This is a genomic window from Paraburkholderia sp. J69-1 (assembly GCF_905220255.1).
Taxonomy (GTDB): Bacteria; Pseudomonadota; Gammaproteobacteria; order Burkholderiales; family Burkholderiaceae; genus Paraburkholderia.
The window spans coordinates 118442-143768 of sequence record NZ_CAJMZG010000017.1 but is presented as its reverse complement, the minus strand read 5'-3'; the positions used below and the strand labels follow the sequence as shown (position 1 = coordinate 143768).

The following is a 25327-nucleotide window of genomic DNA, read 5'->3' as shown; positions in this document are numbered from 1 at the left end:
CAGGAAACGGCGTGAAAATCAGCGTGAAATTCTGGAGCGGGCGATGGGAATCGAACCCACGTCATCAGCTTGGGAAGCTGAGGTAATGGCCATTATACGACGCCCGCAGAGCGCGCCATTTTACGCGGATTTCGCCGGGTTGCGCAAATATGGGCAACCCGGCGCAGTGATTTCACTGGGTGTTACGTCAAACCCGGACGTCAAACCCGGCTTCGATTGCGCGTCGGATCAGCCGTCAGATCCCGAACAGCGTCAGCGACACCGCCGCGCGCGTGACGACCATCAGCAGCACCTGCACGATCACGAACAGCAGGATCGGCGAGAGATCGAGGCCGCCGAGGTTCGGCAGGATGCGTCGCAGCGGGTTGAGAAACGGCGCGGTCACCTGGAACAGCACGGGCATGGCGGGCGAGCGCGGATTCAGCCACGACAGCAGCGCCATCAGAATCGTCAGCCAGATCAACAGGTTGAGCGCCCACTTCACCAGCGTGAGCACCGCAACGATCAGCAGCGTAGGCAGCAGGCCGATCGGGTCGACGCCCACGAGCCAGACCATCAGCAGCACGTACACCACGGACGCGAGCAGCGCCGCGACCACGCTCGCCCAGTCGATGCCGCGCACGCCAGGAATCACGCGGCGCAGCGGCAGCACGAGCCAGTTGGTGACCTGCTGGATGGCGTGCGTCACCGGGTTATACGGTGGCACGCGCACGTACTGGAGCCAGGCGCGCATCAGCAACGCGGCGCCGAACAAGGTGAAGACGGTATTGAGCAGAAAACGGGCGATATCGCCGAACATCGGTGTCTTTTCCTTCTTGTGGTGAATGACGGCACGCGGCGACGCGTGCGGGCGAATCAGACCTCGATCTTGATCTCGCTGATCAGGATCGTGCCGTTGCCGCCGTCGGTGTAATTGGGAATATCGTCGATGAGCACCTTGTCGTGCGCTGCGAACACCTCATAGAAGGCGTCGAGCGTTTCGAACAGGAAGTGCCCGGCCGCCACGTAGGGCGGCGGCGTGCCCGGCGGGCCCGCGTTGATGCCGATGTCGACCGACCAGCCTTTGCAGGCTGCCCCGAACAGCTGCGCAGCGAGCGGCATATGCCGCGTGGTGTAGTACTCGCTGTCGAACCGGCCGTTTTCCCGATACGGATAAAGGATGCTGACCTTGATCATTGTGCGTTCTCGTCGATGAATCCTGAAGCGTATAGCGCTGTGCGGTCCTGTGCCGGCCAATACGCGCCGGCCACTGGCGTTGCCACATTACCACGGCTTACGCCTCGTCAGTATGGGCGCAGGACGCGGCCGCCCGTGCCAGCGTATTGGCGCCGCGCACACGATTCTGACAGTGTTTTTGGTAAACCGTTACAGTGGTTCGGACGATCGCAGCGTCGCGCAATGTTCGCTGACGAACCGAAGCGATCCGCATACTGCAGTTAAAAAGAGTGCGTGGGCAAATGGCGGCGCGCCAGAACGACAGATAGCGCCGGATAGCGGCAGTCAGCCGCTGACAGAATTCATGAAAGACCCGTGGCACGGATTCTGCTGCGCGAACGTGGGCGCGCATAGTTGAGGTGACGATCGCAGGACGCAGCCGGCAGGCGCAGATCGAACGATCCGCGCGAGTGCCAGGCGCGCGCGGTCGAAGCCCCGGGGCGCGGGCGGCGAATCTCAAGGCCGCCCATGCTTGTCGGCTGTATCAAGCCGATAAGTATCCGCAAGTATCCGCCAGCACCCGCGAGCGCCAGCACGGCCGGCGCGCCACGAACAGGTGTCCAGCGATATGTCCGGTGTGCCCGGCTATCTCGCCACAGCGCGGTCGCGGTTCGCCGACCTGCGCACAATGATTTCCATGACTGCGGTTTTCCTGTTGCTGTCGTGCAATTGGGCTGTTTCCTGGCGGTAGTCCGATTCGGGAGGTCACCATGAGCATCTTCGCTTACCGTAAACATCTGCGGTTTCTCACGCCCCATCAACGCCGTCGTTGGTGGGATCAGAAGAAGCGCCTCACACCCCGCGTGCAGATCAGTGGCGCGTATGTGCCGCCAAGCGTCTCGCGTGAATTTGCCTATGTGAAGGTTGGCTAGTACGCGACAGCCCGTTTGATCGACATGCTTGAGACGCAGCCCGGCCGTTGCGCCGGGCTTCGTCGTTTCCGGGCGCCGATGCGCGTTCGCGACACGCCGGGCCGCGCTTCCCCCAGTCAATTTGTAATCAAACATTACCTGAGTATCAGACGCCTCGACGCGCGGGTCCGGTAACTCTGACCGGGCGTGCGGCCTGCGCCGTCTGGATGGCGCGATGCGGCGCCTTTTGTGTCGATTCGTAGCAGAAATTTTCCTGTTTGCCTTGATGCGTCGCACTGAACGCACTTTAAGCAATTGCAATTTGCAACAAATGCTGACCTTTGGCGACGTCCGATTTAGATAGAGTAAGGACGTGGGCACTGCCCGTTATGTGGAGCGACGCTGTCGTCGGCCGCCAGGAGAAGAGAAGTGAAAAAGACCGTTCCGTTTATCGTTGCTGCTGCGCTGGGTTTGGGGTTGGTTAGCGCGGCGCAGGCACACGTTTCGGTGGGTATCGGCATTGGCATTCCGGTCGCACCGGCTTATCCCGTCTACGCCGCGCCGGTGTATGCACCGCCGCCGCCGCCCGTGTACTACGCACCGCCGCCGCCGGTGGTCTATGCGCCGCCACCCGCCGTTGTCGTGGGCGGTTACGGTGGCTATGGCTACTACGGCCGTCCGTACTATCACCATGGCTATGGCTACCGCGGCTATCACGGCGGCTGGTATCGCCACTAAGGTTTGAGGGTGAGGCGGCGGATGGCGGGGGCCATCTGCCCGTCTTGATCACCTGATTTGCAAAGGCGCAATGCCGGTTCATACCGCGTTGCGCCTTTGTCGTTTTTGCGTCGTTTTTGCGTTGATTCAGCGTACTTCCCGCCGCCACGCTTTACGACGCGCCTGTGCCGTGCAGGATCAGATCGCGATAGCCGTGCACGATCACGCTATAAGAAAACCACGCGAACAGCAGCGCCGACAGCACGTGACACGCGCGCAGCAGCCCGGTGCCGGCGCGCTTGCGCCCATGGCTCGCCAGCCCGCACAGAAACAGCGTCCAGCCCAGCCCGCCGAGAAAAAATCCCGACAGAAATAGCGCGGCCGAACCGGCGCTCGTCGCGCCCGATTTGGCGATCAGCGCGCCGCCGACCGCCGCGAACCACAAAATCGCGCTGGGCGATGAGATCGCCAGCAGCACGCCGCGCATGAAAATGCGCCACGGGTGCGGCAGCGGCGAAGCGCTGTCTTCCTCGCCCTCGACGGGCGGCGCCTTGGCGGGATTGAGCGCCTCGCGCGCCATCTTCCAGGTGAGCATGAGCAGCACCGCCGCGCCGCCGATCCACACGATCCAGCGCACCGGCTCGAACTGCAGCAGCGCGGCCATGCCGGCCAGCGCGAGCGCGGCGTAAATCAGATCACCGAAACACGAGCCGAAGCCGAGCCAGAAGCCCGGCCGGAAACCATGCGAGAGCGTGAGCGAGAGGATCGCGACGTTGACGAGACCAATATCGAGGCACAACGAAAGCGACAGAAAAAAGCCGTCGGACAGCAGAGAAACGTGAGACATAAAACCCGGTTTGTTGTTGTCGTGCGCCGCGTGCCGTCATGGCGGTCACGCGGCGGTTGCGTCATCGTGCGGTCGCGCCTTCAGGCGCCGATGCACAGATACTTCAGTTCGACATATTCGTCGATGCCGTACTTCGAACCTTCGCGCCCGAGTCCCGACTGTTTCACGCCGCCAAACGGCGCGACTTCGTTCGAGATCAGCCCGGTATTGATGCCGACCATGCCGTATTCGAGCGCTTCGGCCACGCGCCAGATGCGGCCGATGTCGCGGCTATAGAAATAGGAGGCAAGGCCGAATTCGGTGTCGTTGGCGAGTTCGATCACCTCGGCTTCGTCCTTGAAACGGAACACGGCGGCGACCGGCCCGAAGGTTTCCTCGCGCGCGATCAGCATGTCGCGCGTGACCTCGGCGAGCACGGTCGGCTCGACGAAACGGCCCGCGCTGGCCTGGCCGCCCGCGATCAGTTTTGCGCCTTTCGCGGTGGCGTCTTCCACGTGTTTCGCGACCTTGGCGACGGCGTCGTCGTCGATCAGCGGGCCCTGATTCACGCCCGCCTCGAAGCCGTTGCCCACCTTGATCTTGCGCGTGGCCGCGGCCAGTTTGTCGACGAACGTGTCATAGACCGAATCGTGCACATAGAAGCGGTTCGTGCACACGCAGGTCTGCCCGGCATTGCGATATTTCGAGATCATCGCGCCTTCGACGGCGGCTTCGATATCGGCGTCGTCGAACACGATAAACGGCGCGTGACCGCCCAGTTCCAGCGCGATTTTCTTCACCGTCGGCGCGCATTGCTGCATCAGGATGCGGCCCACCGGCGTCGATCCCGTGAACGAAAGATGGCGCACGACATCGCTTTCGCAAAGCGTTTTGCCGATCTCGATCGAGTTCGCCGAATCGGCGGTAATCACGTTGAACACACCCTTGGGCACGCCCGCGCGCTGCGCGAGTTCGGCGAGCGCGAGCGCACACAGCGGTGTCTGTTCGGCAGGCTTGACGACGATCGTGCAGCCCGCCGCGAGCGCAGGCGCGACCTTGCGGGTGATCATCGCGATCGGGAAATTCCACGGCGTGATCGATGCGCACACACCGATCGGCTGCTTGAGCACGACGAGCTTGCGGTCGGCGGCGGGGCTCGCGAGCACGTCGCCGTTCACCCGCTTGGCTTCTTCTGCGAACCATTCGAGAAACGATGCGCCGTAGATCACTTCGCCGCGCGCTTCGGCGAGCGGCTTGCCTTGCTCGGCGGTCATGATCGCGGCGAGATCGTCGGCGTGTTCGATCACGAGGTCGTACCAGCGGCGCAGCACGGCGGCGCGTTCCTTGCCGGTCCTGGCGCGCCACGCCGGCAGCGCGGCATGCGCGGCGCCGATCGCGCGGCTTGCCTCGGCCGCGCCGAAGTCCGGCACGCGCGCGATCTCCGAGTTATCGGCGGGATCGAGCACGGCGAAGGTCGCGGCGCCGCCGCTCCACTCGCCGTCGATCCAGGCGCGCGTCTTGAAGAGGGCAGGATCGTTTAGCTGCGTCAGGCGTTCGGATGCCAACTGGCTCATCGTCGTTACTCCTCAATGCATGAGCGCTGCGGCTCACGGCGAGCCGCAGCGGGCGCGGCGTCGCAAAGGCGTCGCGGATGAAGGGCAGGGCGCGCCGCGGCCCGTTGCGGGCCACGACGCTTCGCGCCTCAGGCGCGGCCGAGTCCGAGTTCGTCGTAGAGACGGTCTACGCGCATTTTTACGTCCTGACTCATCTCGATGGCCTGGCCCCACTCGCGGTCGGTTTCGCCGGGCCATTTGTTGGTCGCGTCGAGGCCCATCTTCGAGCCGAGACCCGCCACCGGCGACGCAAAATCGAGATAGTCGATCGGCGTGTTTTCGACGAGCACTGTATCGCGCGCCGGGTCGATGCGCGTCGTAATCGCCCAGATCACTTCCTTCCAGTCGCGGATATCGACATCTTCATCGACCACGACGATGAACTTCGTATACATGAACTGGCGCAGGAAGCTCCAGACGCCGAACATCACGCGTTTGGCGTGGCCGGCGTAGCTCTTCTTCATCTGCACGATCGCCATGCGATAGCTGCAACCTTCGGGCGGCAGATAGAAGTCGGTGATCTCCGGAAACTGCTTTTGCAGCAGCGGCACGAACACTTCGTTGAGCGCGACGCCGAGCACGGCCGGCTCATCGGGCGGCTTGCCTGTATACGTAGAGTGATAGATCGCGTCGCGGCGCATCGTGATGCGCTCGACCGTGAAGACGGGGAACCACTCCTGCTCGTTGTAATAGCCGGTGTGATCGCCGTACGGACCTTCGAGCGCGTGCTCGTACGCGGCGCTCGCGCCTTTGACCGGACGCGGCGGCGCGCCGGCCGGGGCGGGCGACGGTGCGCCTTCCTGCGGATAGATGAAACCTTCGAGCACGATCTCGGCGCGCGCGGGCACCTGCAGCGTGTCGACGCCGGGCGTCAGGCACTTGGCGAGTTCGGTGCGGCCGCCGCGCAACAGGCCGGCGAACTGGTATTCGGAGAGCGTGTCGGGCACCGGCGTGACCGCGCCGAGGATCGTCGCGGGATCGGCGCCGAGCACCACGGCCACGGGGTAAGGTTTGCCAGGATTACGCAGCGCAAACTCGCGGAAATCGAGTGCGCCGCCGCGATGCGCGAGCCAGCGCATGATCAGCTTGTTACGGCCGATCAGCTGCTGGCGGTAGATGCCCAGGTTCTGGCGCGTCTTGTTCGGCCCGCGCGTGACCGTGAGACCCCAGGTGATCAGCGGACCGGCATCGCCGGGCCAGCAGGTCTGGATCGGCAGCTTCGCGAGATCGACATCGTTGCCTTCCCACACAATTTCCTGGCAGGGCGGCGCGCTCACCGTCTTCGGCGCCATGTCCCAGACGGCCTTGGCGAGCGTGAAGAGCTTGCCCGCGTCCTTCAGGCCGCGCGGCGGTTCGGGCTCTTTCAGCGCGGAGAGCAGGCGGCCCACGTCGCGCAGCGACTCGAGCGCGGCGCTGTCACCGTCGCTGCCGGAAGCCGGCGCGTCGATACCCATGCCGAGCGCAACCCGCCGCGGTGTGCCGAACAGATTGCCGAGCACGGGGAACGCATGGGTCGAGCGGTTCTCAAACAACAGGGCCGGGCCACCGGCGCGCAGCACGCGGTCGCACAGCTCGGTCATTTCCAGTACTGGAGAGACGGCCTGCGGCACGCGGCGCAGTTCGCCCATCGTCTCCAGGCGACCGACGAAGTCGCGCAAGTCTTTGTATTTCATCAGGATAGGGTCGGAGCCGCAGCGCGCGGCAGTGCAGATATCAAAGCGGGGCTTTTAAAAGGGACTTAACAGACTGAAGAGCGTCCCAAACCAGCCGGATTCGATTGTCGATTTTACCTGCGTTACCTGACGCACGTTGGCAGGCAGATCCGGCAACTGGCCGCAGACGCGCGTACCACGCGGGTCTGCCCGGATTGAACACTGTTCATTATTACAATTAGTTATAGATTTGACATTCTATAGTGTTGACGGTCTATAAATCCCTGCTAGAATTCGCCCACATTGGTTGCAGGGCTTGCAATTTTTAACCACCGTCCCGGTCCTTCAGACGCAACGCGTCACCGTTAGCCGATTCCCTGCACGGCTTTTTCACGGTCTAGATTGGCTGTCCTCGCCGGCGCCTCTGCGCCGGCTGTTCGCGTGAGAACCCCCACGCGCCGCTCACGGCGTGTCAGTTGTTCCTGAGGGGTTCCACCCACGGCGTACTTTGCCGTTTTCCCGACGTCGCTGCCGCACCAGCCAGGGCGCGCGGCGTCTTGATCCTGCGATTGGCCTTCGGCCTCGCGCCGACTTCGGTCGTCGGATCATGCACCATGGGGAGATCTGTTAGATGAATACCTGGTTATCGTGGTGGCGCGCCGATGAGCGTCTCGCTCTTGGCTTGCGTGCGCTGCTGCGGCGTGGCACGCGTCTGAGTCATCACCTGTTCAGCATCGTCGGCGGTTGCGCCGTCGTACTCGCGCTCGCTGTGTGGCTTCTGCCCACGTGGCGCGGCACGCTGGCCGCACGCATGATGCCTTTCGTTTCCGCCGCCGTGCAGGCTGGTCCCGCCCGCCTGCTGCAAGGCAATCCGCTGCCTTCGTTGATGCCCTCGGGCACGGCGTCCAGCGACGACAACAACCCAGCCGATGGCGCGACCCTGCCCACGGCGCTCGTCCCGGATACCGGCCTGCATGGCGCGGGTATCTCGCCGGCCGGCTCGAACGGCGCAGTCGCCCATGTGGCGAGCAGCGTCTCGAACGGCGGCATGGCCACGCTCGACGCGGTCACGCTCAACGGCCTCGATCCGCGTTCGCTGCCGAGCGTCGGCACGCTGGCGCGCATGATTCCGTCGCAACGCATCACGCCCGACGCTCGCGACGACCGCGTGCTGGTCTCGGCGCGTGAACAGGCGATGGTCGCCACCTATATCTCGCGCCGCTACCGCGTGGCGCAGGAGCCGGTGGGCGAACTCGTGAAGGCCGCCTTCGACACGGGCCGCGAAGTGGGTCTCGATCCGCTGCTGCTGCTCGCCGTGATGGCGATCGAATCGGGCTTCAACCCGTACGCCGAAAGCGGCGTGGGCGCGCAAGGCCTGATGCAGGTCATGTCGAAGGTGCACTCGGACAAGTTCCAGTACTTCGGCGGGCAGAGCGCGGCGCTCGATCCGCTTGCCAACATCAAGGTTGGCGCGCTGGTCCTGAAGGACTGCATCGCGCGCGGCGGTTCGCTGCCGGGCGGTCTGCGCCTGTACGTCGGCTCGACCTCGCAGGACGACGGCGGCTACGGCGCCAAGGTGATGGCCGAACGCTCGCGTCTGCGTGATGTCGCGCACGGCCGCAATGTGCCGATCAACGGGCCGCAAGCGCCCACCACGACGGCCAGCACCACGGGCACGCAGAAGGTGGCGAGCATCAACGGCACGAACGGCGACAAGCGCGTGCACATGACGCTCGAAGGCGCCCACGCGCTGATCGAAAAGACCTCGGCTTCGACTGCGCCTTCGCAGGACGATGCCAGCACCAGCGGTGCGGCGGCCCAGAAGCGCGGCCAGCCCGAGCTTGGCGCTTAAAGTCTGAGCATCAAGCCCAGCCACTGGAAAGACCGGACGTAACGAAAAAGGCACCCTTGGGTGCCTTTTTCCATTGGTGAACCGGCGGCGGATCAGCGCTCGAACAGGGTGCGCAGCCGCGCGACGGCTTCTTCCAGCCGCTCGTAGGCCGTGGCGTAGGAAAGCCGCACATATTCGCGCGGCCAGGCCACGCCGAAGTCCATGCCCGGCACCATCACCGTGCCGGCGTCGTGCAGCATCGCGCGGGTGAGCGCGTCGCTGTCGCCGGCGGCGGGATGGTTGACCTTGGTGCAATCGGCGTAGACATAGAACGCGCCGTCCGGCATCACGGGCACCGTGAAGCCGAGCGATTCGAGCGCGGGCGCGATGAAGTCGCGGCGGCGCTTGAACTCCAGCCGGCGCGCTTCGTAGATCTTGAGTGTGTCGGGCTCGAAGCAGGCGAGAGCCGCGTGCTGCGCGAGCGCCGATGCGCAGATAAACAGGTTCTGCGTGAGCTTTTCAAACGCGCCGACCAGCGAAGGCGGCACCACGAGCCAGCCCAGACGCCAGCCCGTCATATTGAAGTACTTCGAAAAGCTGTTGACCGTCACCACGTCGTCGCCGAACGAGAGGGCCGAGACCGGCGGTTCGCCGTACGACAGCCCCTGATAGATCTCGTCGACGATCGTAAAGCCGCCGCGCGCGCGTACGGCGTGCACGATGCGCTTGAGTTCGTCGGCTTCGATCGAGGTGCCGGTGGGATTGGACGGCGAGGCCAGCAGCACGCCACGGGTGCGCGGCGTCCACAGACGCTCGACATCGTCGGCGGTCAGCTGGAAACGCGCTTCGGGGCCGCTCGGCACGAGTACCGGCTTGCCTTCCGCGGCGGCCACGAAGTGGCGGTTGCACGGGTAGCACGGGTCCGGCATGAGCACTTCGTCGTCGCGATCGACGAGCGCCGTGCAGGCGAGCAGCAGCGCAGCCGATGCTCCAGCCGTCACCACAATGCGCGCCGGATCGATCGTCAGCCCATAAGCGTGCTGATAATGCGCGGCGATCGCTTCGCGTAGCGGATGAATGCCAAGCGAGTTGGTGTACTGCGTGATGCCCTGGCGCAACGCGGCGGCCGCGGCTTCTACGACAGGCTCGGGCGCCGTGAAATCCGGCTCGCCGATACCCATGTGGATGATGTCGCGTCCGGCGCGTTCGAGCTTCGCAGCTTCCTTCGCCAGTTCCATGACGTAGAAGGGCTGGATCGCGTCGACGCGCGCGGCAAGCCGCAGGAGCGGTTCGGCAACGGTGTTCATGCGGGAAATTCCAGTGCTGGCGCGCATGGCGGGCCGCTGGGCGGGCGCGGGCCTCAAGGCCCGGCACCACGCCAGCTACGCCATGTCACGCAATGACGAACTGCGACGGCTTACGACTTGCGGGCGTTCTGCGCTTCGGTGGCGCGCAGTTGCGCCGCGAGCTTGTCGAGCACGCCGTTGACGTACTTGTAGCCGTCCGAGCCGCCGAACGTCTTCGTGAGTTCGACCGCTTCGTTGATGACGACGCGATACGGGATATCGACGTGATGCTTGAACTCGTAGGTCGCCACGAGCAGCACCGCGCGTTCGACGGGCGAAAGCTGCTCGATCGGACGGTCGAGGCAAGGCGCGATCGCGGTGGACAGTTCGTCCGCTTCGCGAATCACGCCGTGCAGCAGCGCGTCCAGATGCTCGTGGTCGGCCTTGTCATAGCCCTGCGAACCGCGCAGTTGCGCATCGACTTCACCGGCGGGCACACCCGACAGTAGCCACTGATACAAGCCCTGCGTGGCCAGTTCGCGGGAGCGGCGGCGCGCGCTCTTCATTGCTGTTCCTCTTCGTCTTCTTCCTCGTCGTCGTCACCGCCGTCGAGTTGTTCCAAGGCGACCGTCAGGTTCGCCATTTCGACTGCGACGCGTGCGGCGTCACGACCCTTTTCGGTCATGCGCGCGACGGCCTGCTCGTCGTTTTCGGTCGTCAGGACCGCGTTTGCGACCGGCACGCCGAAGTCGAGGCCGATGCGCGTGATGCCCGCGCCGCTCTCGTTCGAGACCAGTTCGAAGTGGTACGTTTCGCCGCGCACGACCGCGCCAAGCGCGATCAGGGCGTCGAACTGGCCGCTTTCGGCGAGCTTTTGCAGCGCCAGCGGGATTTCGAGTGCGCCCGGCACGGTGACGAGCAGCACGTCTTCGCCCGTCACGCCGAGGCGTTCGAGTTCTTCGATGCAGGCGTCGGCCAGGCCGTTGCAAACGGGTTCGTTAAAGCGCGACTGGACGATGCCGATGCGCAGGCCGTCGCCGTCGAGGTTCGGTTGGTATTGTCCGATTTCCATGTGATATCCGTAGGTTCGGTTGAGCGTGGTGACGCGTGAAAGTGTGCGTGCGACGCGGCGTAGTGTATCGGGCTTTGCCGGCCAGGCCGATTTCGCGGCCTGACTTCGACAGACTGGGCTTGCCTTACTGCGCCGTGCGCTCGGCCGTTTCCGGCGGGCAGGGCGCTTCGGCGCCACCGCCCGGCATCGGCACGAAGCCGGTGACTTCGAGACCGTAGCCGGACATACTGCCCAGCCGGCGCGGCTTCGAGAGCACCTGCATGCGGCCCACGCCGAGTTCGCGCAGGATCTGCGCGCCGACACCGTAGGTCTTGAAGTCCACGGGCCGGCGTGCGAGCGCCTCCGCGCGCTCTTTCTGGTCGAACGCCTTGAAGACGTCGACCAGATGTTCCTTGCTCTCGCCGCAGTTGAGCATGACGATCACGCCGAGATCGCGTTCGGCGATCTCGCGCATGGCGGCGTCGAGCGTCCACGAGTGCGTGGACGAGCCCGTTTCCAGCAGATCCAGCAGCGACAGCGGTTCGTGCACGCGCACCGGCGTTTCCGTATCCGGCGAGGGCGTGCCGCGCACCAGCGCGATGTGCGGCGTGCCCGTCGGGCGATCGACATACATGATCGCGCGGAAGGCGCCGTGAGCCGTGTGCATGGTGCGTTCGGCCACGCGCTCGACGATCGATTCGGTGCGGCTGCGATAGTGGATCAGGTCGGCGATAGTGCCGATCTTGATGCCGTGTTCCTGCGCGAACTCCATCAGGTCGGGCAGGCGCGCCATCGTGCCGTCATCCTTGATGATCTCGCAGATCACCGAAGCCGGCGTCAGACCCGCGAGCGCCGTGAAGTCGCAGCCCGCTTCCGTGTGGCCCGCGCGCACCAGCACGCCGCCCGGTTGCGCCATGATCGGGAATACGTGGCCCGGCTGCACGATATGCTCGGCGCGGGCGTCGTGCGCCACGGCCGTCTGGATCGTGCGCGCGCGGTCCGCGGCGGAAATGCCCGTGGTGACGCCTTCGGCCGCCTCGATACTCACCGTGAACGCCGTGCCGTACTGCGTGCCGTTGCGCGAGGTCATCAGCGGCAGGTTCAGCAGCTTGCAGCGCTCCTGTGTGAGCGTGAGGCAGATCAGCCCGCGGCCGTACTTCGCCATGAAGTTGATGGCTTCGGGCGTGACGAATTCCGCCGCGATGACGAGGTCGCCCTCGTTTTCACGATCTTCTTCGTCAACGAGGATCACCATCTTGCCGGCTTTCAGTTCGGCGATGATCTCAAGGGTGGAGGCGAGCGTCATGGTGGGATTCTGACTGGAAAGCGCACATTTTACGCCAGGCGGGCGGGCGCGTCGCCCAGAACGGGGGCGATGCGGCGGGTTTTCGGCGCCGCGCACGCTCCCGACGGGCTGTGCCCGAGCAACGGCGGCGTGGCCTCACGGGCCGCCGCCCGCGCCAGCATTGGCCGAACGGCTAGCGCGTCGAGGCGTGGCGCGGTCGCGACAATCGTAACGTTTTGCGTTATTAACGCAGAGCGTTACTATTTATGTCGATGACATGACAGGCGGCGCGGCCTTGCAGGCGCGCTTTATCGACTATCACGAGGGAGGTTGAACATGGCTCGGGACGTTCCGCTCGCCACGCCGGGCGCGATCCTCAACGAAGACTGGCTCAAGCCTCTGGGCATCAGCCAGTACGCGCTCGCCAAGGCGATTGGCGTGCCGCCGCGCCGCATCAACGAGATCGTGCTCGGCAAGCGCGCGATCACGGCCGATACGGCGGTGCGTCTCGCCGTCTACTTCGGCACCGATGCGCATCGCTGGATGGAACTGCAGACGCACTACGACACGGAACGCGCGCGCGAGGCGCTGGCGGACGTGCTCGCCGGCATCCAGCCGCACGTGCGCGCCGAAGCCGCCTGACGTATCGCGCGGCTCCGGCTGCGCGATTAGCGCAGGATCACATCGTCGTCGGCGAGACCCTTCGTCAGCTCCAGCGCCTGGCGCTCGAACAGGCGTCGATACAGCCCGTTCTCGCGGCGCACGAGCGCGTCGTGCGTGCCTTCTTCGGCCACGCGTCCGCGCTCCAGCACCAGCAGTCTGTCGAGCGAGCGCACGGTCGACAGCCGGTGCGCCACCACCACGGTCGTGCGGCCTTCCATCAAGCGCTCCATGGCGTGCTGGATCAGCACTTCGCTTTCGCTGTCGAGGCTCGACGTGGCTTCGTCGAAGATCAGGATCGGTGCATCCGCAAGGAACGCGCGCGCAATCGCCACACGCTGGCGCTCGCCGCCGGAAAGCTTCACGCCGCGCTCGCCCACCAGCGTGTCGTAGCCGCGCGGCAGCGCCATGATGAAGTCGTGCGCGCTCGCCAGCTTCGCGGCGTTGACGATTTCGGCATGCGTCGCGCCCGGCCGCGCGTAGGCGATGTTCTCCGCGAGCGTGCGGTGGAACAGCACCGGCTCCTGCTGGACGATGGCGATCTGCGCGCGCAGCGAAGCCTGCTGCACGCGCGCGATATCCTGAGCGTCGATCGTGATGCGGCCTTCCGATGCGTCGTAGAGGCGCTGGATCAGCTTGATCAAGGTGGTCTTGCCCGAGCCCGAATGGCCGACCAGACCGACGCGTTCGCCCGGTGCGATCCGCAGATTCAGGTTCGCGTAGAGCGGCCGCTCCAGCGCGCCGTAGCGGAACGTCATGTTTTCGAAGCGGATATCGCCGCGATCGATCGCGATGGGCGGCGCGCCCGGCACATCCTCGATACCGAGCGGCTGCGCGTCGAGCATCACCAGCTCTTCCATGTCGTTGACCGAGCGCTGCAGATTGCGCACGTGCATGCCCACATCGCGCAGATAACCCTTGAGCAGGAAGAACAGCGTGAGCGCGAACGTGATGTCGCCGACGCTCGCCAGCCCGCGCGACCACAGCAGCAGCGCCGAGCCGAGAATCGCCGCCTGCATCGCCACCAGCAGCGCGCCCTGCACGCCGCCGTTGAAGGTGCCGCGCCGCCACGTGCGCCGCGTGCGGCTATCCCACTTGTCGATCACGCGCGCGAGCCGGGCTTCTTCGCGCGACTCGGCGCCGAAGGCCTTCACGACCGGATTGCACGAGACCGCATCGGCGAGCGCGCCGCCCATCTTCGTGTCCCACTGGTTCGCCAGCCGCGCGGAAGGCGCCACGTAGAACAGCGACAGCGAGACCGTAATCGCCAGATAAAGCGCCGAGCCGATCCCCACCACGAGCCCCATCAGGTGCCACTGCACCGCGAGCAGCACCGTCGATCCCACCAGCATCACGAGCGACGGGAAGAGGGCGACCAGCAGCGTGTCGTTGAGCAGATCGAGCGCCCACATGCCGCGCGTGATCTTGCGCACGGTCGAGCCCGCGAAGCTGTTGGCGTGCCAGTCGGTCGAGAAGCGCTGCACGCGATGAAACGCGTGCGTGGCGACTTCGCCCATCATGCGCAGCGTGAGCACGATGATGTTCTGGAACGCAGCCTGACGCATCAGCGTGCCGGCGAGCCCGAGCGCGGTGAGCGCCCAGAACGCGAAGACGGCCGCATGCCAGGCGACATCGTTGCCGCTGGCGGCGTCATGTGCCAGAGCATCGACGAGCTGGCCGGCGTAGTGCGGCGTGAAGACATCGGCGAGCGCGCCGAGCAGCGCGGCCAGCGCCACCGCGCTCACGCGCCACGGCTGGCGCGACCAGTGCCGGAAAGCAAAGCCGAGCACCTTGCGGAAGGTGTGCCCGCCGGAAACGGAGTGTTTGACTTGATCTGTCATGGACAGCGTGCCCCGGCCAAAAGACCCGGAGACTTCCCTGAAAGAGAGGAAAAAACGAAGAGCGACGGCAACGCATTCCGGCAGGAATGCACCGGACGCCAAGCCACAAAAAATCGCTGGAAAATGACGCGGCGGGAACAAGCCCGCTGCGCCGCGACAACCTACGGCTGCGGTCGACCCGCTCGACGGAGGATGCCGGCGCCGATAGCGCCACGAGACATCACCCAAACCGGCGGCATGACAGCAGCCATCTCGATCGTTGCCATCTGTGCCTCCTTGCGAAGTTCGGGTGAATAAGAGTGCGGCATGCTGGCGCATACCGCGAGAGGAATAGTCCGAATATTAGCAGCGCGATCGATCTTGCGCTTGCTGGCTGCGCGCCGCGTGAGACACGGCGCGCGCGCTTCAACTAACCGTCAATCAAGCACCAACCAGGCCGCGATCAATCCTGCGCCGCGCCGGTCTTCGCGCCGGCCGAGAGCATCCGCTCCACGTAGCGCGCGATCAGATCGATCTCCAGATTGACCTGGGTGCCCGCCGCGAGATGCTTGAGCGTCGTGACTTCCACCGTATGAGGAATCAGGTTGATCGAGAACTCGCAGCCGTCGCCGCGATCGTCGACGGAATTCACCGTCAGGCTCACGCCGTTCACGGTGACCGAGCCCTTGTAGGCCAGGTAACGGCCGATTTCCACCGGCGCGAGAATGCGCAGTTCGTGCGACTCGCCCACCGGCGCGAAACGCGTGACCGTGCCCAGACCGTCGACGTGGCCCGACACGATATGGCCGCCCAGGCGATCATGCGCGCGCAGCGCCTTTTCCAGATTCACCTCGCCCGTTTGCGCGAGGCCCACGGTGCGGTTCAGGCTTTCGCGCGAGACGTCGACGTCGAAGGTCGTCGCGGTCTTGGCGATCGCGGTCATGCACGCGCCCTGGATGGCGATGCTGTCGCCCATCTGCACGTCGTCGAGGTCGAGGCCGCCCGCGTTGACGGTGAGGCGCACGCCGGCATCGGCGTCGGCGCCGAGGGGCTTGATCGATTCGATGCGGCCCACGGCCGCGACGATTCCGGTAAACATCTGGCTGTCCTTTGACGGTTCGTTCAGTACGTTCAAGAGATTCATTGTGCGTCCTCGCCGGCGTCCTGCGCGGCATCGTCGGCGCCGGGGTTCGGCACGAGGCGCGCGAGAATGCGCAGATCGTCGCCGACGCGATCGATCGTGTGGAAGTTCAGGCGCGTGCGCGCGTCGAGCGAGCCCGGCGCGGCCAGATCGACCATGCCGAGCGACTGCGTGCCGAGCAGCGAAGGCGCGAGATACACCAGCAACTCGTCCACGCAGCCTTCGCGCAGCAGCGAGCCGTTGAGCTTGTAGCCCGCTTCCACGTGCAGTTCGTTCACGCCGCGTGCGGCGAGTTCGCCGAGCATCGCGGGCAGATCGACCTTGCCGTGCTCGTTGCCGAGCGCGACGATTTCCGCGCCGCGTGCGCGCAGCGCTTCGGCGCGTTCTTCGGTGCTGGCGTCGAGCTTCGAGCAGAACACCAGCGTAGGCGCGCCCACGAAGATCTGCGCGAGCGGCGAGGCGTCGAGACGGCTGTCGATCAGAATGCGGCGGGGCTGGCGCGGCGTGTCGATCGCGCGCACGGTCATGCGCGGATCGTCTTCCTTCACCGTGCCGATGCCCGTGAGAATGGCCGAAGCGCGGGCGCGCCAGGCATGACCGTCGGCGCGTGCGGCTTCGCCGGTGATCCACTGGCTTTCGCCCGAGGGCAGGCCGGTGCGGCCGTCGAGCGTGGCGGCCACTTTCATGCGCACCCACGGACGCTTGCGCGTCATGCGCGAAACGAAGCCGATGTTCAGCTCGCGCGCTTCGTTGGCGAGCAGCCCGCAGCGCACGTCGATGCCCGCATCGCGCAGGATCGACAGGCCGCGCCCGGACACCATCGGGTTCGGATCTTCCATCGCCGCAATCACGCGTGCGACTTTCGCCTCGATCAGCGCGTTCGCGCAGGGCGGCGTGCGGCCGAAGTGGCTGCACGGTTCGAGCGTCACGTAGGCGGTCGCGCCGCGCAGGTCGTGGCCGCGCGCACGGGCATCTTTCATCGCCTGGATTTCGGCGTGATCGAAACCGGCGGGCTGGGTGAAACCTTCGCCGATCACCACGCCGTCCTTCACCAGCACGCAGCCGACGCGCGGGTTGGGATCGGTCGTGTAAAGGCCGCGCACCGCGAGGGCGAGCGCGCGCTCCATATGGACGAAATCGGATTGCGAGAACATCGTCGAACTTTCTCCGCGGCGGCGGTCGGGGGGAACCGGCGAGGCACGCGCCTCGCCTGCGGCTGATTTGTTACGGCGCTTCGAGCTTGCTGTTCAGCTTACTTCTCGGCGAACGCGCGGCGTGCGGCGGCGATCGTTTCGTCGAGGATCGCGTCGTCGTGGGTGCTCGACACGAAGCCCGCTTCGTATGCCGACGGCGCGAAGTACACGCCCGCGTCCAGCATCTGATGGAAGAAGCGGTTAAAGCGCGCGACGTCGCTCTTCGTGACTTCGGCGAAGCTGCCCGGCACCTTCTCGGCGAAGTAGAGGCCGAACATCGCGCCCACGGAATCGGCGACGAACGGCACGCCGGCTTCGCGCGCGGCCTGCGACAGACCTTGCGCGAGGCGCGTGGTCTTTGCCGTCAGGTTCTCGTAGAAGCCCGGCGCCTGGATCAGTTGCAGCGTCTTCAGACCGGCGGCGACGGCGATCGGGTTGCCCGAGAGCGTGCCCGCCTGGTAGACCGTGCCGTTGGGCGCGAGATGATCCATGATTTCGCGACGACCGCCGAAGGCCGCAGCCGGCATGCCGCCGCCGATCACCTTGCCCAGACAGACGAGGTCGGCTTCGACGTTGTAGAGCGCCTGCGCGCCGCGCAGACCGACGCGGAAACCGCACATCACTTCGTCGAAAATCAGCACGCTGCCGTGCTTCGAGGTCAGCGCGCGCAGCGTGTTGATGAATTCGGGCGTGGCCTTCACGAGGTTCATGTTGCCGGCGACCGGCTCGATGATCACGGCGGCGATCTCGTCGCCGAACGCCTTGAACGCTTCTTCCAGCGCCGCGACATTGTTGTATTCGAGCACCGTGGTGTGCTTCGCGATATCGACGGGCACGCCCGCCGAAGTCGGGTTGCCGAACGTGAGCAGACCGGAACCGGCCTTCACCAGCAGGCTGTCGGCGTGACCGTGGTAGCAGCCTTCGAACTTCACGATGCGGTCGCGCTTGGTGTAGCCGCGCGCCAGACGCAGCGCGCTCATGGTCGCTTCGGTGCCGCTCGACACCATGCGCACCTGTTCCATCGACGGGACGATCTTGCAGATTTCCTCGGCGATCTCGATTTCGGCTTCGGTCGGCGCGCCGAACGAGAAGCCGTTGGCCAGCACGCGCTGCACGGCTTCGAGCACTTCCGGGTGCACGTGGCCGAGGATCATCGGGCCCCACGAGCCGATGTAGTCGATATAGCGTTTGCCTTCCGCGTCCCACATGTACGGCCCTTGCGCGCGCTCGATGAAGCGCGGCGTGCCGCCCACCGAACGGAACGCGCGCACGGGCGAGTTCACGCCGCCCGGAATGGTGCGCTGGGCGCGATCGAAGAGGGCTTGGTTCGTGGTCTGGGTGCTGGACGTGGAAGACATGAGTGCTGGACCTGCGAGAGTGGTGTCGGATGTCGGTTGCGGCGCGCGGGGCGAACGGGTCGGCGGCGTGCCGACGCCCGGCGTCGTGCGGTTGCGCTCGGGCCTGCGAGAGAGCGGGCCGGCGCGGGCCGCGGGCGAGGGGCGTTGCGTCTGAAATTGTACCGGACTCACGCCGAACGGGCCGGGGGCCGGACTGGACGGCGCGCCGCGCGTTGCCGGCTCAGGTTGCGCCGCGCGTTCGGGCGGGGGCGGCGCGTTTGCGGGGTTTCGCTGGCGGCGCTTTGGCGTGGGCTTGTGTCTGGGCTTGCGCTTCGGCCTGTTCCTGCGCCATGCGCGCGTTTTCCGCCGCATGCATCGCCGCGACCGCCAGCGCGGGCATCGGCCGCTTGCCGGTCAACTCGGCCCAGCGCTTTTCCAGCGCGCCCAGTGCGATCGGCTTGATGACGGTGCCCGAGCTTTGCGCGTCCCAGGTCTGTACCGACCACGGATGCACGCGCATCGCGTCACGCGCGATCACCACTTCAGCCGACGCATCGACCAGCCAGTCATAGACGAAGTCGATACAGAGCCGATAGCCGCGCTTATACGCCGCATCGGGCACTTCATACGGCCCGCGCGTGACGTAGCCGGAGCCGAACAGACCGCGCGGCTCGGCGGCGACGCGATGCACGAACACGCGGTCGCCCGGCAGGATGCCGCGCGCGAAGCCGCAGCCCCAGGTATCGGTGACGGTTTCGCCTGCCTGCACGCGGCGCGCGAAGTCGGGCAGTTCGGGCCAGGGCCACTTTTTGGGGCTCCAGATCAGCAGATAGGCGCTCATGGGTTTCCGATGATGTATTTCGATGCGGCGTGCCGCGAGGCAAAGCGCGCAGCTTAGCGCATGGCGGGCCTGCGCGGTCCGGCCCACGTAAGCGGGTTGAAACCCTCGGGTACAATGTTCGCGCTACGTTGGCGCCGCGCTGCGCCGGGCTTGACGGCCCGCACCGCGCGATCCGGCCAATGACATCGAACCATCCAGAGCGCGCCTCACGCGCGTTCCGCTCCCAGCCGACTCCCATGTCCCATTCCCCGCGACGCCGGCCCGATGGCCGGCTGATCCTGCTGCTCGGCGCGCTCGCCGCCTGCGGCCCGCTCGCCACCGACATGTACTTGCCGAGTCTGCCCGCCATCGCCCAGTCGTTCGGCGTGTCGGCGTCGGCGGCCGCGGCCACGCTCACGAGCTTCATGGCCGGTTTCTCGATCGGCATGCTGCTGTACGGTCCCGTTTCCGATGCCTATGGCCGCCGTCCCGTGCTGCTCGGCGGCATCGCGCTGTTCACGCTCGCGAGCATCGCGTGCTGGCTGTCGTATTCGGTGGGCGAGCTGACTTTCGTGCGCTTTTTGCAGGCGCTCGGCGCGGGCGCGGCTTCGGTGCTCGCGCGGGCCATTGCGCGCGATGCGCACGAACCGTCGGATGCGGCCAAGGTGCTCTCGATGGTGGCCATCGTCACGTCGATCGGGCCGCTGCTCGCGCCGTTGATCGGCGGACAGTTGCTGCTGCTGGGCGGCTGGCGCATCGTGTTCGTCGCGCTGACGCTGTTCGGTCTCGCGTGCGGCGCCGCCGCGTGGTGGCGCGTGCCCGAAACCTGGCCGCGCGAAAAACGCGAAAGCGCCGCCGTGCTGCGTTCGTTCGCGGCCTATGGCCGGCTGCTGCGCGATCCGCTGGTCTGGGGGCACATGCTCTGCGGCGGCATGGCGTTCGCGTCGATGTTCACCTATATCTCGGCCACGCCCTTCGTGTATATCGAGTACTTCCACGTTTCGCCGCAGCATTACGGGCTGTTCTTCGGCATGAACGTGTTCGGCATCATGCTCGGCAACTTCCTGAACACGCGCTTTATCGGCCGGCTCGGCACGCTGAAGATGATCTCGATGGCGTCGACGGTCAGCATCGTCGCGTCGTTCTTTGTCGCGCTGATGTGCGTGACGGGGTGGGGCGGGCTGTGGTCGATCGTGTTCGGGCTGTTCTTCGTGGTGAGCGTCGTCGGTTTGCTGGGCGCGAACTGCGCGACCGATCTGATGTATCGCTATCCGAAGAATGCGGGCGCGGCGGCGGCCGTGTTCGGTGCGGCGCAACTCGGGCTGGGCGCGTTTGCGAGCGCGGTGGTCGGCTGGTTTCCGGGCGTGTCGCCGCTGGGCATGGGCATCACGATCGGCAGTTGCGGCGCGCTCACGTGGGTGGGCCGCGTGCTGGTCGTGAAGTGGCACGCGCATCCGGCGCCAGGTGCGCCGGTGGCTAGTTCCACGCAGGCCTGACCGAAAACGCGTCGAGATCGGCCGGAAAGCGGCTGGAAAACAAAACGGGACGTCATGCGACGTCCCGTTTTCACAGGTGCAGCGCGAACGATTATTCGCGCGGCGAAGACGACGCCCCGTGGCTCAGCCAGTCGAGCACGGCCGATGCATCGTCGTCGGCCTGTTCGCGCGCCTGCGCGACCGCATTGCTCACGTCGTTATCCGGCGAGGCGCGACGGATCGCGACGCCCACGGCGAGAATGTCGATCATCAGCAGATGCAGGATGCGCGAGATCATCGAAAGCTGCGACTCGCGCATTTCGATGTGATCGGTTTCCAGCGCCACGGTTGCGCGCTTGGCGAGCGGCGTGTTGCTCGACGTGATGGCGATCACCTTCGCGCCCGACTGCATCGCCACATCGAGCACGCGCAGCAGTTCCGGCGCGCGGCCCGACTTCGACACGGCCACAATCACGTCGCCCTTGCCGAGCAGCGCAGCCGACGCCGCCTGCATGTACAGATCGCCATAAGCGATCGTCGGGATGCCGAAGCGGAAGAACTTGTAGTGCGCGTCCTGCGCGACGATGTGCGAGTTGCCGAGCCCATAGAACTCGATGCGTCGCGCGCCGTTGAGCAGCGTGATGGCCTGCTCGACCTGCTCGAAGTTCAGATGCTCGCGCAGCTGCAAAATGGCGGACACGGTGTTGTCCAGCACCTTCGCGCCGAAGTCGGTGGCCGTATCGCCCAGATGCACCTGGCTGTGGCTGACCGGAATCGTGCCGGTCAGGCCGGTCGCGAGCTTGAGCTTGAAGTCCGACAGACCCTGGCAGCCCAGCGAGCGGCAGAAGCGGATCACGGTCGGCTGGCTCACATCGGCCTTGCGCGCGATATCGACGATCGGATCGTTGATGATCGAGCGCGGATGATTCAGCGCGAGATCGGCCACGCGTCGCTCGGCGGGCGTGAGCGCGTCGCGCATCTGGCGGATGCGCTCGAACACCGCCGACGATCCACCGCCCGCGCGGTTCGACAACTGTTCCGCGAGAATCGCGGAAACGCCCAGAAACGCGGGGTATTCCGCGGTGATCACGTACGTGGGCACGTTCGACAGATAGACGTCGAAGCGGCCCTTGGCTTCGAAACGCTGACGGAACGACGAGCGCATGAACAGCTCGCCCAGACGTCCCACCACGCCGCCGCCAATATAGATACCGCCGAGCGCCCCGAGCGTCACGGCGATATTGCCCGCGAAGCTGCCGAGAATGCCGCAGAAGCATTCGACCGTTTCCAGCGCGAGCGCTTCGCCGTCATGCGCGCGCTTGGCGACTTCGGCGGGGTTGAGATCGGCGGGCACTTTCTTCTTGTCGCGCGCAGACAGCGCGCGATAGATCAGCTCGACGCCAGGCCCCGCGCACACGCGCTCGAACGACACATGCGGCCATTTCGTGCGCGCGTACTGCAGCACGATGTCTTCGCGTTCGTCCTGCGGCGAGAAGCTCGCGTGGCCGCCTTCGCTACCGAGCGCGATCCAGCGGTCGTCGGCGGGAATCAGACCCGACACGCCCAGACCCGTGCCCGGCCCGAGCAGGCCGATCACGCTGTTCTGGCGGCGCTGGCCGCCGCCCACCTGAACGCGCTGCGCGTCGGTGAGACCCGGCAGCGCCATGGCGAGCGCGGTGAAGTCGTTCACGACCAGCAGCGTATCGAAGCCGAGCGCGCGGCGCGTCGCTTCGATCGAGAAGGTCCAGTCATGATTGGTCATGCGCACCTGGTCGCCGTCGACCGGGTTCGCGATGGCGATCGCCGCATGGTTCACGCGGCCGATCTTCGTATCTTTCAGATACTGCTGGATCACCTCGGCGACGCCCGGATACTGCGCGCACGGATAGACGCGCACCTGGCCGATATCGCCGGGTGCGGTTTCCAGCGCAAAGCGCGCGTTGGTGCCGCCGATATCGGCGAGCAGCCGTGCTCCGTCGGCGTGCTGGCCCGCGCCAGGGGCGGATTTGTTAGGCGCACCAGTAGACATCGAGTCTCACTCCCTTGTCGTTCGCCAGCTTCGAGATGGCGTTGTTTTGTTCTGTTGCAGCAGCCTGTTGCAGCACGTCGAGCTTGCGTTGTCCCGCGATCAGCAGGAACAGGCGATCGACCTGGCGCAGCGCCTGCATCGACCACGACACGCGCGCGTGCGGCGCGGCCTGCGGATGCACGGCCACGAACGGGCGCGCGGTGGTGATGGCTTCGTGCCACTCGGGGGCATCGGCGAAAATCGAGGCCGTGTGGCCGTCCTCGCCCATGCCCAGCACGGCCACGTTCGGCACAAAGCGCCGCGGATCGGCGTTGAGCGCGGCGACGTGCGCGTCGAGATCCTGATTCACGTCGACGAGCGGCAGGAAGTGCGCATGCGCAGCTTCGTGCTGCAGCAGCGTGTCGCGCACGAGACGCGCGTTGCTGGCGGCATCGCTTTGCGGCACCCAGCGGTCGTCGACCAGCGTGACGTCGGTATGCGCCCAGTCGAAGCGATGCGTCGACAGATTCTCGAGAAACGGACGCGGGCTCGTGCCGCCGGAGACGGCGAGCGTCGCACGGCGCGCACCGGTGCCGGGCGCGGCTGCAAGAGCGGTGAGCGACGCATGTAACGCGTCGCCCACGGCTCGCGCCAGCGCGTCGGATTGGACGCGCGGGTCGTCGAATACGTGAAGCTCGATCACTTCTCCTCCAGGCTGCTTTTTTGTAGGTCTTCGGGGTCGTTCATCTGTCCGTTACGGTGTGCGCCGATGTCCTGCATCGATCCATCCTGGCGCGGCTAACGCCTACGAAAACCTGCCGCGCCTTGCGCACTTACCGCTGCGTCTGCATCAAGGCGTCAATTCTCTTCTTCGAGCCAGCAGGTGCCGTGCTGCGCGAGCATCGCGCTCGCCGCCGCCGGTCCCCACGTGCCCGCCGCGTACGGCTTGGGCGGTCTCGTGGACGCGTTCCATTCGTTGAGAATGGGCTCGACCCATTTCCACGCGGCTTCCTGTTCGTCGCGGCGCACGAACAGCGCCAGGCGACCGTTGATGACGTCGAGCAGCAGACGCTGGTACGCCTCCATCTGCCCTTCGCGGAAGAAGCGATCGAAGGCGAGATCCAGATGCACGCTCGCGAGGTTCATGCCTTCGCCGGGCTGTTTGGCGAGGCAATAGAGGCGAATCGTTTCGTTCGGCTGCAGGCGGATCACGAGGCGGTTGGAGCCCGGACGCAGCGCCGTGGGCCCAAGCGCCGAATGCGGCACCGGACGGAAGTTCACGACGATTTCCGCGACGCGGTCGGCCAGACGCTTGCCCGTGCGCAGGAAGAAGGGCACACCGGCCCAGCGCCAGTTTTCGATTTCCACCTTCAGCGCGACGAAGGTGTCCGTGCGGCTGTCGGGCTTGACGCCTTTTTCGGTGGCGTAGGCGGGCACCGGCGTGCCGCGGATCACGCCCGCGTGATACTGGCCGCGCACCGCGACCTTGCTGATTTCGTTGGGATCGATGGGCTTGAGCGCGCGCAGCACGCGCAGCTTTTCGTCGCGCACCGAATCCGAATCCATCGAGTGCGGCGGCTCCATCGCGACGATGGAAAGCAGCTGCAGCAAGTGGTTCTGCACCATGTCGCGCAGCGCGCCGGTGTTGTCGTAGAAGTCGCCGCGCGCTTCCACGCCCAGTTCTTCGGCGATGGTGATCTGGATGCTTTCGACCCATTCGCGGCGCCACAGCGGCTCGAACAGTGCATTGCCGAAGCGCAGCGCCAGCAGATTCTGCACCGGCTCTTTACCGAGGTAGTGGTCGATGCGGTAGATCTGTTCTTCCGCGAAGATTTCGCCGACCGCATCGTTGATCGCATTCGACGACTTCAGGTCGTAGCCCAGCGGCTTTTCCAGCACGATGCGCGAGTTCTCGTTCAGGCCGACCGCGGCGAGCGCGCGGCAGATCGGCACGAACAGCGACGGGCCGGTGGCCAGATAGAACACGCGGATGCCGGGCAGCCCGGCGATGCCGTCGCGCAGCGTGCCGAAGTCTTCGGCGCGCGACAGATCGAGCTTCACATAGACGATGCGTTCCAGAAAGCTCGCCCACGCGGCTTCGTCCAGACCGTTCTTCGAGACGTGCGGCTTGACGTGTTCCTCGACCCACTGGAGATAGTGATTGCGGTCGTCTTCATGACGCGCGACGCCCACGATCTTGCCGGACTCGGCGAGCATGCCCGAGCGGTGCGCTTCGAACAGTGCCGGAAGGATCTTGCGCATCGCCAGGTCGCCGGTGGCGCCGAACAGCACGAACGTGAAGCCTGAATCGGTAGGGAATTGCATAGTCTCCGTCACAGTCCAGATGGGCCGGAAGCGGTCCGCGGAAGCCGCGCCAGCCAGGCGCGGGCGAGGGTCCGTCGAGCGGCCGTAGTCCGATAAAATTTTTTTTGACACTGAATTGTAGTTTAACTACAATCCAAATCAAGAGGTAACGTTCATTCGATGAAAAAAGCGTGGGGAAGCGCGGCCCGGTGAGGGTTTGCGGCGGTCTTCAGGCGAATTTC

Annotated in this window: 22 protein-coding genes and 1 tRNA gene; 5 read left to right on the top strand and 18 right to left on the bottom strand. The window is 65.7% G+C overall.

Annotated elements, in window-relative coordinates; genetic code table 11:
* Positions 1-32: 32 nt before the first annotated feature.
* The 3 genes from U5A67_RS27690 to U5A67_RS27680 all read right to left on the bottom strand — a co-directional run bounded on the left by U5A67_RS27690 (position 33) and on the right by U5A67_RS27680 (position 1176).
* Positions 33-107 (bottom strand) — tRNA-Gly (locus U5A67_RS27690).
* A 128-nt stretch (positions 108-235) separates the two neighbouring features.
* Positions 236-799, bottom strand: coding sequence for a YggT family protein (locus tag U5A67_RS27685; protein WP_321816759.1), 564 nt, complete (start codon positions 797-799; stop codon positions 236-238).
* A 56-nt stretch (positions 800-855) separates the two neighbouring features.
* Positions 856-1176, bottom strand: coding sequence for an EthD family reductase (locus U5A67_RS27680; RefSeq protein WP_205984670.1), 321 nt, complete (start codon positions 1174-1176; stop codon positions 856-858).
* 749 nt (positions 1177-1925) lie between these two features.
* Between U5A67_RS27680 and U5A67_RS27675 the strand changes: the two genes are divergently transcribed.
* Together U5A67_RS27675 and U5A67_RS27670 are read left to right on the top strand one after the other, a co-directional pair.
* The gene (locus U5A67_RS27675; RefSeq protein WP_167336019.1) at positions 1926-2087 is read left to right on the top strand and encodes a hypothetical protein; all 162 of its coding nucleotides are present in this window, start codon (positions 1926-1928) and stop codon (positions 2085-2087) included.
* 408 nt (positions 2088-2495) lie between these two features.
* Positions 2496-2804, top strand: a complete 309-nt coding sequence (locus U5A67_RS27670; protein ID WP_205984671.1) for a hypothetical protein — start codon at positions 2496-2498, stop codon at positions 2802-2804.
* 151 nt (positions 2805-2955) lie between these two features.
* On the opposite strand, the gene U5A67_RS27665 is transcribed toward U5A67_RS27670, so the two are convergent.
* The 3 genes from U5A67_RS27665 to U5A67_RS27655 form a co-directional block, all read right to left on the bottom strand.
* Positions 2956-3630, bottom strand: coding sequence for a LysE family translocator (locus tag U5A67_RS27665; RefSeq protein ID WP_321816760.1), 675 nt, complete (start codon positions 3628-3630; stop codon positions 2956-2958).
* 80 nt (positions 3631-3710) lie between these two features.
* Positions 3711-5183 (bottom strand): NAD-dependent succinate-semialdehyde dehydrogenase, encoded by a 1473-nt coding sequence (locus tag U5A67_RS27660; RefSeq protein ID WP_321816761.1) that lies wholly within the window; start codon positions 5181-5183, stop codon positions 3711-3713.
* Positions 5184-5311: 128 nt separating this feature from the next.
* The gene (locus tag U5A67_RS27655; protein ID WP_205984674.1) at positions 5312-6895 is read right to left on the bottom strand and encodes a UbiD family decarboxylase; all 1584 of its coding nucleotides are present in this window, start codon (positions 6893-6895) and stop codon (positions 5312-5314) included.
* A gap of 610 nt (positions 6896-7505) precedes the next feature.
* Here U5A67_RS27655 and U5A67_RS27650 point away from each other — a divergent pair.
* On the top strand, positions 7506-8726 hold the full coding sequence (locus tag U5A67_RS27650) for a transglycosylase SLT domain-containing protein (RefSeq protein WP_321816762.1): 1221 nt from the start codon (positions 7506-7508) through the stop codon (positions 8724-8726).
* Positions 8727-8818: 92 nt separating this feature from the next.
* On the opposite strand, the gene U5A67_RS27645 is transcribed toward U5A67_RS27650, so the two are convergent.
* The 4 genes from U5A67_RS27645 to ribBA all read right to left on the bottom strand — a co-directional run bounded on the left by U5A67_RS27645 (position 8819) and on the right by ribBA (position 12348).
* On the bottom strand, positions 8819-10012 hold the full coding sequence (locus U5A67_RS27645; RefSeq protein ID WP_321816763.1) for a pyridoxal phosphate-dependent aminotransferase: 1194 nt from the start codon (positions 10010-10012) through the stop codon (positions 8819-8821).
* A gap of 110 nt (positions 10013-10122) precedes the next feature.
* A complete protein-coding gene (gene nusB, locus U5A67_RS27640; protein WP_205984677.1) occupies positions 10123-10557 on the bottom strand; it encodes a transcription antitermination factor NusB in 435 nt (144 codons plus the stop codon).
* The gene (gene ribH, locus U5A67_RS27635; protein ID WP_205984678.1) at positions 10554-11063 is read right to left on the bottom strand and encodes a 6,7-dimethyl-8-ribityllumazine synthase; all 510 of its coding nucleotides are present in this window, start codon (positions 11061-11063) and stop codon (positions 10554-10556) included. Before ribH ends, nusB begins: the two co-directional genes overlap by 4 nt.
* Before the next feature lie 124 nt (positions 11064-11187).
* Entirely contained in the window at positions 11188-12348 is a 1161-nt protein-coding gene (gene ribBA, locus U5A67_RS27630) for a bifunctional 3,4-dihydroxy-2-butanone-4-phosphate synthase/GTP cyclohydrolase II (RefSeq protein ID WP_205984679.1), read from the bottom strand.
* A 315-nt stretch (positions 12349-12663) separates the two neighbouring features.
* On the opposite strand from ribBA, the gene U5A67_RS27625 reads away from it, so the two are divergent.
* Positions 12664-12969 carry a HigA family addiction module antitoxin gene (locus U5A67_RS27625; protein ID WP_321816764.1) on the top strand — a complete coding sequence of 102 codons (306 nt, stop codon included), beginning with the start codon at positions 12664-12666 and terminating at the stop codon, positions 12967-12969.
* 26 nt (positions 12970-12995) lie between these two features.
* Here the strand turns inward: U5A67_RS27625 and U5A67_RS27620 are convergent, their stop codons facing one another.
* From U5A67_RS27620 to U5A67_RS27600, 5 genes are all read right to left on the bottom strand, one after another.
* Positions 12996-14828, bottom strand: a complete 1833-nt coding sequence (locus U5A67_RS27620; RefSeq protein WP_321816765.1) for an ABC transporter ATP-binding protein — start codon at positions 14826-14828, stop codon at positions 12996-12998.
* A gap of 442 nt (positions 14829-15270) precedes the next feature.
* Positions 15271-15906, bottom strand: a complete 636-nt coding sequence (locus tag U5A67_RS27615; RefSeq protein ID WP_205984763.1) for a riboflavin synthase — start codon at positions 15904-15906, stop codon at positions 15271-15273.
* A 41-nt stretch (positions 15907-15947) separates the two neighbouring features.
* Positions 15948-17102, bottom strand: a complete 1155-nt coding sequence (gene ribD, locus U5A67_RS27610) for a bifunctional diaminohydroxyphosphoribosylaminopyrimidine deaminase/5-amino-6-(5-phosphoribosylamino)uracil reductase RibD (protein WP_321816766.1) — start codon at positions 17100-17102, stop codon at positions 15948-15950.
* Between the two features lie 98 nt (positions 17103-17200).
* Positions 17201-18499, bottom strand: coding sequence for a glutamate-1-semialdehyde 2,1-aminomutase (gene hemL / locus U5A67_RS27605; protein ID WP_205984683.1), 1299 nt, complete (start codon positions 18497-18499; stop codon positions 17201-17203).
* A 220-nt stretch (positions 18500-18719) separates the two neighbouring features.
* Complete coding sequence (locus tag U5A67_RS27600) at positions 18720-19319, bottom strand: hypothetical protein (protein ID WP_321816767.1); 600 nt, start codon at positions 19317-19319, stop codon at positions 18720-18722.
* 236 nt (positions 19320-19555) lie between these two features.
* Here U5A67_RS27600 and U5A67_RS27595 point away from each other — a divergent pair, with 236 nt between their 5' ends.
* Positions 19556-20794: a Bcr/CflA family multidrug efflux MFS transporter gene (locus U5A67_RS27595; RefSeq protein ID WP_205984685.1), complete on the top strand. Its 1239-nt coding sequence runs from the start codon at positions 19556-19558 to the stop codon at positions 20792-20794.
* A 91-nt stretch (positions 20795-20885) separates the two neighbouring features.
* Here U5A67_RS27595 and U5A67_RS27590 read toward each other — a convergent pair whose 3' ends face one another.
* From U5A67_RS27590 to zwf, 3 genes are all read right to left on the bottom strand, one after another.
* Positions 20886-22802 (bottom strand): bifunctional transcriptional regulator/glucokinase, encoded by a 1917-nt coding sequence (locus U5A67_RS27590; protein ID WP_321816768.1) that lies wholly within the window; start codon positions 22800-22802, stop codon positions 20886-20888.
* Positions 22783-23484, bottom strand: coding sequence for a 6-phosphogluconolactonase (gene pgl, locus U5A67_RS27585; RefSeq protein WP_205984687.1), 702 nt, complete (start codon positions 23482-23484; stop codon positions 22783-22785). The genes U5A67_RS27590 and pgl overlap by 20 nt, the downstream gene beginning before the upstream one ends.
* Positions 23485-23639: 155 nt before the next feature.
* Positions 23640-25106 carry a glucose-6-phosphate dehydrogenase gene (zwf, locus tag U5A67_RS27580; RefSeq protein WP_205984688.1) on the bottom strand — a complete coding sequence of 489 codons (1467 nt, stop codon included), beginning with the start codon at positions 25104-25106 and terminating at the stop codon, positions 23640-23642.
* Between the last annotated feature and the right edge of the window lie 221 nt (positions 25107-25327).